This is a genomic window from Planctomycetia bacterium (assembly GCA_034440135.1).
Lineage (GTDB): Bacteria > Planctomycetota > Planctomycetia > Pirellulales > JALHLM01 > JALHLM01.
On sequence record JAWXBP010000254.1, the window covers coordinates 1 to 12,908 of the forward strand.

11 protein-coding genes are annotated in these 12,908 nt (G+C 61.0%); 6 read left to right on the plus strand and 5 right to left on the minus strand.

What is annotated here, in order from left to right; genetic code table 11:
- Window positions 1-976: ABC transporter substrate-binding protein (locus SGJ19_15635; protein ID MDZ4781683.1), on the minus strand; the 976-nt coding region annotated here is incomplete at its 3' end.
- Between the two features lie 819 nt (window positions 977-1,795).
- Window positions 1,796-3,622: a tetratricopeptide repeat protein gene (locus SGJ19_15640; GenBank protein MDZ4781684.1), complete on the minus strand. Its 1,827-nt coding sequence runs from the start codon at window positions 3,620-3,622 to the stop codon at window positions 1,796-1,798.
- 316 nt (window positions 3,623-3,938) lie between these two features.
- Here SGJ19_15640 and SGJ19_15645 point away from each other — a divergent pair, with 316 nt between their 5' ends.
- A complete protein-coding gene (locus SGJ19_15645; protein ID MDZ4781685.1) occupies window positions 3,939-5,372 on the plus strand; it encodes a hypothetical protein in 1,434 nt (477 codons plus the stop codon).
- A gap of 24 nt (window positions 5,373-5,396) precedes the next feature.
- Here the strand turns inward: SGJ19_15645 and SGJ19_15650 are convergent, their stop codons facing one another.
- Entirely contained in the window at window positions 5,397-5,864 is a 468-nt protein-coding gene (locus tag SGJ19_15650; GenBank protein ID MDZ4781686.1) for a hypothetical protein, read from the minus strand.
- A complete protein-coding gene (locus SGJ19_15655) occupies window positions 5,857-7,473 on the minus strand; it encodes a HEAT repeat domain-containing protein (protein ID MDZ4781687.1) in 1,617 nt (538 codons plus the stop codon). Before SGJ19_15655 ends, SGJ19_15650 begins: the two co-directional genes overlap by 8 nt.
- A 266-nt stretch (window positions 7,474-7,739) precedes the next feature.
- Here SGJ19_15655 and SGJ19_15660 point away from each other — a divergent pair, with 266 nt between their 5' ends.
- The 5 genes from SGJ19_15660 to SGJ19_15680 all read left to right on the plus strand — a co-directional run bounded on the left by SGJ19_15660 (window position 7,740) and on the right by SGJ19_15680 (window position 10,992).
- Window positions 7,740-7,988: a hypothetical protein gene (locus tag SGJ19_15660; GenBank protein ID MDZ4781688.1), complete on the plus strand. Its 249-nt coding sequence runs from the start codon at window positions 7,740-7,742 to the stop codon at window positions 7,986-7,988.
- A 66-nt stretch (window positions 7,989-8,054) separates the two neighbouring features.
- Window positions 8,055-8,486 (plus strand): DNA-binding protein, encoded by a 432-nt coding sequence (locus SGJ19_15665; protein ID MDZ4781689.1) that lies wholly within the window; start codon window positions 8,055-8,057, stop codon window positions 8,484-8,486.
- Window positions 8,465-8,902, plus strand: coding sequence for a hypothetical protein (locus SGJ19_15670; GenBank protein ID MDZ4781690.1), 438 nt, complete (start codon window positions 8,465-8,467; stop codon window positions 8,900-8,902). Before SGJ19_15665 ends, SGJ19_15670 begins: the two co-directional genes overlap by 22 nt.
- 18 nt (window positions 8,903-8,920) lie before the next feature.
- Complete coding sequence (locus tag SGJ19_15675) at window positions 8,921-9,751, plus strand: TatD family hydrolase (GenBank protein MDZ4781691.1); 831 nt, start codon at window positions 8,921-8,923, stop codon at window positions 9,749-9,751.
- Window positions 9,748-10,992, plus strand: coding sequence for a serine hydrolase domain-containing protein (locus SGJ19_15680; protein MDZ4781692.1), 1,245 nt, complete (start codon window positions 9,748-9,750; stop codon window positions 10,990-10,992). The genes SGJ19_15675 and SGJ19_15680 overlap by 4 nt, the downstream gene beginning before the upstream one ends.
- Before the next feature lie 316 nt (window positions 10,993-11,308).
- Here the strand turns inward: SGJ19_15680 and SGJ19_15685 are convergent.
- Window positions 11,309-12,908, minus strand: a 1,600-nt coding sequence (locus SGJ19_15685) for a DUF11 domain-containing protein (protein MDZ4781693.1), incomplete at its 5' end; no start/stop codon positions are given.

Below are 12,908 nucleotides of genomic sequence, written 5' to 3' on the forward strand. Positions count from 1 at the left end.
GGCCGTGGGCGTCGACTTCCAGGGTCGGCAGCACCGCTGGGCCATAAATCTTCTGGGCGAGCTTCAACACTTCCATGTATTTGGGGGACGCGCCGTTCGTATCGTATTCCTTCTTGAGCGGCACGATTTCTTCGCACGCCTTCAAATAGCCGGCGGCGAATTTTTCGACCGTCGCGCGGTTGGCGTCGTAAAAGTCTTTGCGGCAGGCATAGACGTCGGCGATGGAGCGGCTCAGATAGGCCGTGGAGTCGAGCACATGCGCGCCCTTCACCGTGCCTTCGGCCCCGGAGCCGGTGCCGTCCAACGCGCCGGTGAGGCCGAGCATATCGGGCGAAATCACCGTGCAGGCGTCAATCGAGGGATCCGCACGGAACAGGGCCGCGGGGCCTTTCTCGCCGGTCAAGTCATCGGCCCAGACGACGATGATATCGCTCCATTTCAATCCGGCCACGCGTAGGATGTCGTCCAACATGCCAACGTGCGGGCCGTTTTTCTGCAGGCAGATTTTCTTGCCTTTGAGATCGTTGGTTTTCTTTAAGGCTTCGCGCGAGACGAGGTGATCGCCGGCGGACCAGGTGAGTTGCAGGAACACGACCGGCTTCGTGCGCGGATCGTTACCGAGCGCCTCGGAGGCCAGGCCCATCATGCTGAACGTGCCGCGCAGGAAGGGCGTGTCGCCTTGGAGATAGCGTTTCACCTGGCCAACGAAGTCATCGCCGGCGACGAGGTTCAGCTTCAAGCCATGCTGGCCGTAGATGCTGTTGCTGGTCGTGGCGAGGCCGCCGTTGGCGTAGAACGTGGCCACGTCGCCGCCCCACGTGATGTAGGGGACTTCGAGCGTCTTGGCCGCGTTCTGTTTGACCGGCGCGACCTGTACCGCGCCGACGACATCCTTGAATTTTTGCTGCCCCGCGGCGCGATTGGCCAGCAAGGCGATGGCGAACAGACAGAACGAGGAGAGGAACAAGCGTTTCATCGGTGGCCTCAGGCATGCGAAACGGCGCGGACAACCCCCACAATCAGTACCACTCTTGGGGAGGAAAATCAACCTGAACGCCGGGCGGGCGGTGTCCTAACACCGTGGTGCTGGGCGTCCGGCTATAGCGGAATCCGCTTCACGCCGTAGAAGCAGGCGGCGGCGATGGCGCCGTAGGCGAAGGCAACTGGAATTGAATATGGCCTACTTGGGAGGCCGAGAATTACCAGCACTATTGCGGCGATTGCGAACTCCACTCCCAAGACGGCCAGCACGATCCTCGCGAGTCTGCGAAACAGCGTCCCAACATTGATGCGTCGCGGCCCACCACTTGACTCCGGCGACCTGTACGGGTTTTCGTCCATGCTAATCGCCCCATTCGTCGCTTTCTTCCAACGCCGTTGTGGCGCGGTCTTCCGACCGCGCCGCCCGCCCGACTGAAGGTCTCCCATTCCGGTCGTCGGCAAGTCCGCCGTGTCACGGTCGGGAGACCGTGCCACAACAGTTTGACTGTGTGACACAACAGTTTGGCGGCGCCGCAACAGCTTCATGCGACATTCGACCGGCGATCGCCGCCTCGATCAACACGACTCGGCAAACAAATAGACCTCAGCCGCGCGAAGCGCGACTGAGGTCCTGGGAAATCAAAAAACGGCGGGATTCGAACCCGCATCTACCGATCCGCTCCGAGCCTGTCGGAGACAGGCCGGTTGCTCTACCTATTGAGCTACGTACATTGCTCAGCGCAGCCGCGACCCATTTGTTACCGGCGAACCGAAACACCTACTCCGGCAGCCGTGCGTTGTGCTTCGGCTGAGCCTACCGCCGGCACCACTCTCGCCAGAATCCGCGATAAAGCGTTTCCATTGCCCGCGCAAACCCAGCCGTATCGCACACCGAAGTCGCGCTGAGCTTGACGCGCATCGCGGTACGCAGTTCCGCGAATCGTTGCGGTGCATCCGGATCATTCCCCCAGCGAACCGCCAGCTCCACGTACCCGGCGAGATCGTCGGCCACCCAGTCGCCAAGTTTTCCCTCTCGGAGCAACGTCGCACTCGTACGCGAGGCCCAGGTGCGCCCGGCATAAGTCACGACCGGGACGCCCTGCCAGATCGCCTCCGTCGTCGTGGTGCCGCCGTTGTAGGGAAACGTATCGAGCGCAATGTCGATCTGTCCGTACGTCTCGAGAAACTCGAAATGCGGCGCTCGCCCGAGTAACTCCAATCTTCCCGGTTCGACAGCATGCGAGGCAAATTGCTGCAGCAAATACTCCCGCTCCGCCGCTTTCTCCAAGCCGCCATTGCGCAACACGAGGCGCGCCGCGGGGCAACGCTGCAGGATCTCGCTCCACGCCCGAATTACCTCCGGCGTGAGCTTATAGCGCGAGCAAAGCGATCCGAAGGTGATGAAGCCATTGCGCGCCGCCGGACCAGAAACTACCTCCGGCACCGGATACCCGACGTCAAACGTTAGGTACGAACCCGGCACGCGCGCGATCCGCTCCGAGTAATGCTCCTCCTCCTCAGGCAGCACGACGTGCCGGTCGCCGATCAGATAGTCGAAGCAACCGAGCGCCGTCGTGGCGTACATATTGAACCAACCCGCCAACACCGGCGCCGGTTTCATCGCCATCAACTGCAGTCCCTGCGGATCGCTGTAGCCATTCAGGTCGACCAGCACGTCGACCCCTTCCTCGGCGATCAGTGCGGCGATGCGCTCATGTTCCAATCCGTCCACGTCAAACACGCGATCCGTCTCGTGCGGCCGATACGCCGTCGCGGCCGGTGCGTGCTCCTCGCAGCCCGGCACCGGGCCGAAAGAGAAAATCCGCACTGGATACTGCTCCCGATCCTGCTGATTGATCAGCCCCCAGACCGGCTTCATCCAGTTCTCACTGTCGAAGAACGAGGAGATATAACCAATCGTCAACGGCCGATCGGCGTTCCGATCGCGCTCGGAGAAACTCGCAGCCGCGCCGTGCGGCAGGTTCAGCGTCTCCGTCCAATCGCGACGCGCCCGCAGGATCTCCGCATTGTCAGCCGACATTGCCCCCGGAATGGCGGTGGCGATCGCCTGCAAACAAAGGGCCGCGATATCGCCGCGGTCCTCACTCATTGCGACACGCCGACACTCACGCATCAAATCCATCGCGGCGTCGATGTCACCCAGGTCGAACAGCGCTTTGCCAAGATGGTATTGCGATTCCAAGTCGTTGGCGTCAATGGCGATTGCCCGACGAAACGCGGCCGCCGCCAGCGACGGCAACTTCAGCATGTCCAGGTAAATGCGGCCGATCTGCCGGGGAATCTGTTCAATCTCTGGTTCCATCCGCTCGGCCGTCTGGAAACGCAGCAAGGCCTCTTCCGGCCGGTTCAATCCCAGGTAAGCAATTCCGGCGTCAAAATGAACTTCCCAGCGATTCGCGCCGGCGTTGGTTGCCTTGCGAAGCCAGCCAGCAGCCTCCACCGCCTGGCCCAGTGACGACGCGGCGAACGCTCGCAGCAGCAGCCCATCCGCGTCTTTCGGACGGCCCTTGAGATAGGCGTCGAGCGTCGCCCGCGCGTGCTCAAACTGGCCGTTCGCCAGATACTCCCTGGCCCGCGCAAGTGCTCCGCTCATCTCGATTTCCATGGTTTTTCGTGACATCAGCCCGACGCGCCATCGAGCGGGCCCGGACGCCTTTGCCAGGGTCCCGTGGCATCCAATCTAGCGAATGTTGAAGGCGTCCAGCACCACCGGATTTTGTTTGACCGCCCAGACCTCCCCGCTTAGACTAAAGGCTGGGACCGATTCATCTTAGCGCCCTGCGCGCGGAGCGGTTTCGGACCAGGAACAGAATGCTGCCGGCGGCCCGGGTGGGTCGCGGCGCTTGTCCCCATGCCGGCGGCGCGGAACTTCACCGCGTCCCAACCGGTGATCAACTGCCCTGCGGCCGCATGGCTGCGCGCGGGAGGAACAGAACATGGCCAGCTCCGAAAATCAAGGTTTGCAAGCGGGCTTGATCATCTCGGTCATCTTGGTGATCGGGTTGGGCGTGACGACCTACCTGTTCTATTCGCAGTGGGCCGCGGCGGAAGCCGACCTGCTTGCACGGCAAAAGGAACTGGGCGACCGCACGGCGGCGGTCACGACAGCGCAAGGCGAACTCAACACCGTTAAGCGGTTCGCCGGTTTCCTGGACACTGACGCCATCGAAAAAATCACCGTCGATTTCGCAAAGGACACTGACCCCTTGCTCGCCGGCCGCCAGGCTGACGCGGTCAGCTACCGGGTGCTGATGCAGGAACTTCAATCGACGAATTCCGAACAGATCAAGCGTATCGCCGACTTGGAAACCGAGAACAACGGACTCAAAACCACCAACGAACAGCGTGAAGCGGCCAAGCAAGGCCAGATCGACGAATTAAACAAGGCGCTCACCGCCGCGCAGGATGAATTGAAGAAGCGCACGGAAGAATTCACCACCACGGCCAACACCTTGGCCGAAGCCAAGACCGGGCTCGAAGGACAACTCGCCGCGAGCCAGGCAGCCGCCGCGACCGCCAAGTCGGAAGCGGAAAAGAAGGTCGCCGAGATTCAAGGTGAGTTGGAGCGCTTAGGCGGCGTCGTGCAGCAGCAGACGGTCACGATCGACGGCATGAAGAACGAGAGCTTCGACATCCCGCATGGCCAGATCACCTTCGTGAATCAACGGAACCGCACCGTCTGGCTCAACCTCGGCTCGGAAGACAATCTTCGCCGACAGGTCGTGTTCGCGGTCTATCCGTCGGATGAAAACAGCGTCGGAAACGACCTGCAGCGCAAAGCGACCATCGAAGTTACCAACGTACTCGGACCGCATCTGGCCGAAGCGCGAATTCGCGACGATGAAATTCAGGATCCCATCATCTCGGGCGATAAGATCCACACCGTCCTTTGGGCGCCAGGCGAAGAGTTGCACGTCGCGTTGGCCGGCCGCATGGACCTCAATGGCGACGGCGGCAGCGACATCGAAACATTGCGCGGCCTGATTGAGGGCGCTGGCGCGATTATCGACGCCGAAGTGGATGAAAACGGCGTCCTCAAGGGCGCCATCACCGCTAAGACGACCTACCTGATTCTCGGCAGCGAGCCGCGTCAGGTTGGCGCCGACAGCACCCAGATCGACGCGTACACCAAGTTGCGTCGCGAGGCGATTCAATTCGGTCTGAAGACCATCTCGATGGAACAGTTCCTGAAGCGGTCAGGCTGGAGCGACATTCGCCGCGTGCTGAACTTCGTCCGGCCCGGCACCGCCGCGGAATTTCTCGACAAAGGTAGCGACATCAATCGCCCGAAATCGTCGGGCAAGACTTCCGCTCTGTTCCGCGAGCGCCGCCCCGCCCAAGAGAAGCAAGCCGAGCCGGCCAAACCGTAAGCTCGGCGAGGCAACTGCTATCGCTTACGACGGAAATTCGGCAAACCGATTCGCCGTCGGCAATGGTTGCCCGCCGAACAACTTCACGTTCAGCGCCGCCAACAGCAATCGTTGCGCAGGTCGCAAGTCGGCCGCGCCGCCATTTGTCAGGCAATCAGGCTCCAAGAAGATGCGCGCCACGGGCTCCAGCTTGGCGCGCTTTGCCAATTGCTCCAAAAACTCCCGTTCATCGCGGCCCAGTTCGTGGCCATCGCACAATTCGTTGAACAAGCCGCGCGGATTGGAACTGGGCTCCGGCGGTTCCGACGTACCGAAGCGGCGAAAGGCCACCCAGGCGATCAGTGGCGCCAACACCAGAAACCCGACGACGATTGCCACCTCGCTCCACAAGATCGGCCGGCGATTGTTGCCGAGCTCACTCGTGATCTGCTGCAAGCGTTCGTCGCCAGCCGACAGCGCGGCGATCGTGTAAAGTCGGCAAACATCAAGCATGCGCCACCTCCGTCTCGTTCGGCTTGGAGGATGACGCCGGCTGCCCTTCCAGCCGGGCGATACTGGCCACCGCCGCTTCGCGCACGACGACGCTGCCATCCGCGAGCGCCGTCTTCAATGCCGACTTCGCGGTCGGCGTCGTGCAATAGCCCAGTAGTCGCGCCGACTCCGCGCGCACCACGTGATCCGGGTCCGCCATCAATTCCAGGGCTTCGTCCTCGAACTCGTCGCAGAGTTCCATCACGATCGCCATCTGCACGGCCCGCAAACGGCGCGTCCGCGAATCGGTCTCGAATTGCTCGCGCAGCAGCGGAATTGTCTGCGTGTCGATTCGCTTGACGAGTTTGCCCGTCGAACGGCGCGCCACTTCGTTCAAGATGTCGAACGACGCGAGATACCGTTTGAAGCTGTACTCGGCCAGGCTCGCTCGCGCGGCCTGGCGCACCACATGGTGCGGGCTTTCCAATCGCCCCAGTAACAACGAAAGCGTGTTCGACAAATTGCGCTGTCGCAGTTGCGACACTGCCGCCGCCTGCACTTGCGGGTCCTCGTCGTCCAAAGCCCGCATCGTCAGCGCGGCGACTTCCGATCCGTTGAAGTCCGCCAACGCCCGCGCCGCGGCTCGCCGGCCCAGTGCATGGCCGTTCTGAATGATGTATTCCAGCACGTGATAGAGATCGGATTTCTTGATGCTCGACGCCAGTAGCAATTGCACCAGGCGATCCTGTTGCCGATCGTCCAGACGATCCAGCCAGGCGAGATCCTCGCGGAGCGAGATGAACGACTCGATTTTTCGCAGGTTGCCGCGCACCGCTTCAGCAAGCTCGTCGCCCACGTGATCGAGCATTTGGCGGATGAACACTTCGTCCGCCCGATGGCCGATCGCGTTCAACGCTGCCGTCGGCGTTTGCGGGTCGTCCAGATGCTGCAACAACAACCGCATCACGCCCGGCTGCTCGCTATGCGCCATCAAGTACACGACGGCCACGAACGCTGGGTCGTGAGAATCCAGCAGCAGTCCGCGCAGGGTCTCATTGTCCGCGTTGACGAGCACCAGGTAAGCTTCCAGCGGCTGCGTCGGTTTGTGACGCTGGAACTTCTTCAAGTAGCGTTCCAGGCTCGCCAGCACATTCCGCCGCACCGGTTCCAAATCAGGCTGACTGCCTGCTGACGTCGTGGCGCCCGCCGCATGACGCAAGTCCGCGGTGAGCCACATCAGCGTCTCGCCGCAGCGCTGCGATTGAACCGGGTCCGGGCTTTCGATGGCATTGACGAGCGCAGGAATCAGATCGTGGTCCGCCAGTCGCGTTGCGAGATCGCAGGCGTTCACGCAGAGCCGTTGATCGGAGCCAATGATCGCCTCGCGAAGGGCGCTCGTCATGCTGCCGGCGCGCTCGACGATCATCCGTTGCCAGCGCTCGTCGAATTCATGCCAGCGGCTCAGGATCCAGCGATCCCCCGCCGCGCTGCGCCGCGCCAGCAAAGTCTCCAACGCGCCGACCTGCACGGGCGCGTAGGGCGATTCCAAGGCCGACAGCAACATGCCGTCGACGGCCGCATGGTTGCTGGAGGTCAGCAACGCGAACGTTTTTTGCAATGCGTGGTTCACGCCGGATCCGGGCCGGGGCCTGTGAATTGAGGGTGCACACCTAGTCTCCGCTTGATGCAACACTTAAAACCCTAGCTCGAAAACCGCCTGGATGTCGCCAAGCACCGCCCGCACTCCGCACGATCGTCGCAGCCGGCACAACCGCCTCCACCCGTATCGCGCCGGCCCGGAATCGCTTGATTTCCCAGGGGCCTGCGCGGACACTGGAGATTGGGCGACTTGCCCGCGCGCCCTGCTTATTCAGCCGCCTTTCGACCGAGCCTGCCATGCCCCTCACGGCCGCCGCCACGCTGGAACGCGAGTTCCTCACGATCCGCGCCAAAATCCTGGAAGTCGCCGCTTCGTTAGACCGCCTCGACCGCGCCGACGGCGAATTGGAGAGCGACCCCCGCCTCGCCCAAATCCGCGCCGGCGTCGAGCAATTACTATCCCCAGACGACGGCCGCGCGGAGGCGGTGCAGCAGGTTTTCTCGTTGCCGTATGATGCGGGATGGCGGGATCGGTTTGGGATTTGAACAGCAGGACGAGCAATATTTCCGCGATAGCAACTAACCCGATTCAATGCCAACCAGGGGGCAGCCTTGAGCAAGGAAATCAAGACGCGGGCCGACTACCAGCAACTGACGGCAGTTCGGCTACTGGAAGCCAAGGCTTTGCTAGATGTCCAGCTTTGGAGTGGCGCATATTATTTGATGGGATATGCGGTGGAATTGGCGCTGAAGTCGTGCATTATCAAGTATTTGATGTCGGTGGATGAGTTTCCCGCGAAGCGATTTACGGAGCGATGTTATACGCACGACATCAACGCACTTGTCGAGCTCGCGGGACTCCGCGTGAACTGCGAGTCAAAAAAAGATCTGGATGGTGATTTTAAGTCTTACTGGCAAATCGTTGAGCGTTGGTCTGAACAGAAACGCTACTATCAAATAGACCAGACGGACGCGGAGCAGCTACACGAGGCGATCATCAATCCGACACACGGAGTGCTTTCATGGATCACGTCGAACTGGTAGATGGCCGAGAAGCGTATGGCAATCGCATCATTGACGCGCTTGAAGACGCTTCATTTCCCGTGGAGTTCGCCTTCTGGGGTAAAGCCAGCGATGACAAACGGTGGTACTTGTACCTCACGTCATCGGCGGTAGTCGCACATGGTTTGGCGAAGGCGTATCGAATCGTGAACGGCATTCTCGACAACCTGCCATATCGACTCGTCGACCGGTTTGAGCCTAGGTTGCTCAAACCTGGAGATTCACCTGCAGATGACGCCGCAGCAAAGCTGAAGCCGCGCATTCCCAATGGTCCTTTTGCACGGCAAAATCCCAAGCCATACCCTGGCATGACCGTCCTTTACGACACTACGCTCGGCGGGTACGAGTTTGACGAAGTCGAGATCTACCCCCCGCGCCAGCCTCAATCCACGCCGTAACGAGCCAAAAGCCTGCGCATGGAATACTTCGACCCTCACATCCACATGGTCTCCAGGACCACCGACGATTACGAGACCCTCGCCAAGATGGGTTGCGTCGGGATGAGCGAGCCGGCGTTTTGGGCCGGGTTTGATCGCGGCAGCGCCGATGGCTTTCGCGACTATTTCCGCCAGCTCACCGAGTTCGAGCCGAAGCGCGCCGGCTGGTACGGGCTTCAGCATTTCACCTGGATCTGCATCAACGCCAAGGAAGCCGAGAACGTCCGGCTCTCGCGCGAAGTGATCGCCATGATCCCGGAGTTCTTGCAACTACCCGGAGTGCTCGGCATCGGCGAGATCGGCCTCAACAAAAATTCGCGCAACGAATCGATCATCTTCCTCGAACATTGCCAACTCGCGACCAAACTCGGCGAACAAGTGCTGATCCACACGCCGCACTTGCAGGACAAGTACCCTGGCACGCGCATGATTCTCGACATGCTGGACGACTTTTCGGATCTCGATCACACGCGCGTCTGCGTCGATCACGTCGAGGAACACACCATTCGCCCGGTGCTGGAGCGCGGCTATTGGGCCGGCATGACGCTCTACCCAATTAGCAAGTGCACTCCGGCCCGCGCCGCCGACATGGTCGAGCTGTACGGGCCCGATCGGTTGCTGGTAAATTCGGCCGGGGACTGGGGACCGTCGAAGCCGACCGCCGTGCCGGATTTCATTTTCGAGATGAGAATGCGCGGACATTCGGAATCATTAATCCGCAAAGTCGTCTACGACAACCCGCTCGAATTCTTCCGCCAGAGCCGTAACTTCCATTTCACGCCGCGGGAAATCCCCGAGACGGCGTCATGATCCGTGGATTGACGTGGATCGCAGTTTTTTTCGCGATTGCGATTCATCCATGCCGCGTGGTGCGCGCGGAAACCACGCCGACCGATGCCTTCGACGGTCGCGTCAAGGCCTTGATGCTCAAGTACGAAGTCCCGGCCGGCGCCGTGGCCGTCACCAAGGACGACCGCCTAGTCTACGCCCAGGGTTTCGGTTTCACAGATCGCGACGGCGCCGACGCAGTGCGCCCCGAAACGCTTTTTCGCATCGCCAGCGTCTCAAAGCCGATTACTTGCGTCGCCATTCTGCGATTGGTCGACGTCGGCCAACTCAAACTGGACGATCGCGCCTTCGATCGACTACCACAGTTCAATCTTGACGACGTTCCCGAACTGGACGAGCGCCTTCGTACAGTCACCATTCGCCAACTCCTAGAGCACTCAGGCGGCTGGGATCGCGATGTGGAATTCGACCCCATGTTCCGCGCCGTCGAGGTTGCCCAAGAACTCCACGAGCCTGCGCCAGCCCGGCCGGATACGGTCATTCGGTACATGCTGCGCAGCAAGTTGGATTCTGAACCTGGCGCACGCACCGCGTACTCGAACTTTGGTTACTGTATTTTGGGCCGCGTCATCGAGACAGTAACCGGCAAAAACTATGGGCAAGCCGTGCAGGAGTTGGTGCTCGGGCCGGCCGGCATTCAACGGATGCGATTGGGCAAATCCCGACTGGCGGAACGCGCGCCCGATGAAGTGTGGTACGACGACGAAGTCGTCGGTGAAACCACGACCAGCGTCTTCCCGGACGATCGTGATCCGGTCTCGTGGTGCTATGGCGGCTTTCACCTCGAAGCCATGGACGCGCACGGCGGCTGGTTGGCGTCGCCGATTGACTTGATGCGCTTCGCCACGGCCGTCGATGGACGACGCGGGACGGCATTGTTGACGCCGGATTCACTTCGCGAAATGACCCAACGCCCTTCGTACGCGCCGCAGCCGACGGATGGCGCCTACATGGGCCTTTGCTGGAACCTTCGTGATGCGGGCCAAGATAAGAACTGGTGGCACACCGGTTCGCTGCCAGGTACATCGTCGTTGCTGGTCCGCACGCACCACGGCTTTGCTTGGGCGGCGGTCTTCAATGATCGCCCCGCCAAAGCCCGCGACCGCAACGCCTTTCACGAAGAACTCGACGCCCTCTTCTGGCAGGCCATCGAAGAAATCGACGCCTGGCCTGCGGAAGATTTGTTCCCGCACTTTCCCTAGTTGCATCCCTTGTTGTGCTACACAACTTAGTTGTTCTGGCAACCACGAAAGTCACGAAAAACACGAACGGGTCTTCGAGAACGAGACTGTCCTCCAAGTACCAACCGTTTGTCGACTCGTCGGCAGGCGATGTATCGACCACCATCGCTCAGCAAAGCCTTTTCAACTTTCGTGTCTTTCGTGCTTTTCGTGGTTCGTCTTGAAATGTGAAGGTCGACGAAGCCTTTGACGTCGGCCGAGCTGGAGCCAGAAAACACAAGTAGCCGGCCAAAAACTGGCCGGCTACTTTCTGCGTTTCAATTGCGATCGCGAACGATCAGTCCGCGTAGATGTGCGTCAGTTCTTCTTCGAGCACCGGGTTTGCACTTTCTTCCGTGCGGAAGAACGCTCGGAAGCGGACGTTGCCTTCGCCGTGGCATTTGACGTGGACGCGATAGGTCTCCGTCGCCCCAGCAGCCAACTCGGCCAGCGGTTCGAAGACGATCTTCTCGCCGTCGATCACGCCTTCGCTCGGGCCGTCGATTTCCAAGGCTTCTATTTCTTTCGGCAGCGAGGCGGCGACTTGCACGCCAGAGGCCGGCTTGGTGCCTTGATTGGTGACCCGGATTTCGTACAACGTTTCGCCAGCGACTTCGATGGGATCATCGCGATCGACGATTTCCAACACGACCGACGACACGCCTTCGACACGCGTGGTCGTGTGTGCGACGGCGTTCACGCCTGAGTCCGCCTTCACTTCGGTCGTGACCGTGTGCTCGCCCAATTGGGCAGGAATGAGTTTCACTTCGACCGTGGTCGAAGCGTTCGGTTCGAGCCGACCAACGAACCAGGCGACTTGCCGCGCGTCGCTGTCATAGTCGCCGCCGGCCGTGGCCTCGACAAACTCGAATCCCGCCGGCACGTTCTCGATCACCTGCACGTTGTTGATCGGCGCCGGACCCGGGTTTTCCAGCCGGATCACGTAATTGGCCTGACGTTCGACATAGCGCAGTTTCGGTCCCTCGACGGCGACTTGCACTGTAGGATTCACGACTTCCATTTTGTGCGCGATCGTGGCCGGTTCCGCGCCCAGGCAAGTGACTTGGAATTCCAACTGATGCTGACCCAATTCATGGGCATACAGCGGGAATTCGATCTCGCGACTCTCGCCCGGCGGCAATGTGCCGAGTTGATACTTCGCTTCTTCCGCGGTCCGTGGCAACAACGCGCCCGGCACCTTGGCGCTGACGATCACGCCCGCGGCCGGACCGGTGCCGCCGTTATGTACGACCAGCACGCAACCGCCGCGTTGGCCGACCACGGCTTTCGTCGAGCTGTTGATCGACAGGCTCAACTCCGGCTCGACAATCTGCACGCGCGTCGATGATGCCCGAGTAAAGGTCACCGCGGCCTGCGGTTCGATTTCGCCGCGCTCCAGCGGTGTGATGCCCAGCGTGATGATCTTGGTCGCGCCCGGAGCGAGTTGACCGAGCTTCCACATCAACACGTCGTCGGCGGGCGTCGGCTGCGGATTGCACTTGCCCAACTCCGCATGTTCCGGCAATTGCACATGAACCGCGACGTTCTTCGCGGCATGCTTCATTGTGTTGCGCACGAGCAACTTGAATTCCGTTTCGCGACCGCGGTTCACCGTTTTCGGCGAGACCCATTCCACCATCACGGTGGCGGACGCCGCCTGACTTTCTTTCGACTCCGCCTCTTCGGCCGGAATCGGCGGTTCCAACGACGGAACCGGCACGTCGCCCGGCAGCATCGCCGGCTCGCTCTCCGTGACAACTTCTTCCGCTTCGATGGGCTCCGCTTCGACCGGCTCGGCCTCATCCTCGATCAACGTCAGCTCCGAATCGTCGGCAGCGACATCGTCGCCGATCAACGGCAGCAACGGCATCGGCGCCGGCGCTTCCTCCGCGGAGAAC

Excerpts from the sequence above, each read along its gene's own strand:
- SGJ19_15640 (MDZ4781684.1), bottom strand. The coding sequence starts at position 3,622 with ATGTCACGAAAAACCATGGAAATCGAGATGAGCGGAGCACTTGCGCGG.
- SGJ19_15645 (MDZ4781685.1), top strand. The coding sequence starts at position 3,939 with ATGGCCAGCTCCGAAAATCAAGGTTTGCAAGCGGGCTTGATCATCTCG.
- SGJ19_15650 (MDZ4781686.1), bottom strand. The coding sequence starts at position 5,864 with ATGCTTGATGTTTGCCGACTTTACACGATCGCCGCGCTGTCGGCTGGC.
- SGJ19_15660 (MDZ4781688.1), top strand. The coding sequence starts at position 7,740 with ATGCCCCTCACGGCCGCCGCCACGCTGGAACGCGAGTTCCTCACGATC.
- SGJ19_15670 (MDZ4781690.1), top strand. The coding sequence starts at position 8,465 with ATGGATCACGTCGAACTGGTAGATGGCCGAGAAGCGTATGGCAATCGC.
- SGJ19_15675 (MDZ4781691.1), top strand. The coding sequence starts at position 8,921 with ATGGAATACTTCGACCCTCACATCCACATGGTCTCCAGGACCACCGAC.
- SGJ19_15680 (MDZ4781692.1), top strand. The coding sequence starts at position 9,748 with ATGATCCGTGGATTGACGTGGATCGCAGTTTTTTTCGCGATTGCGATT.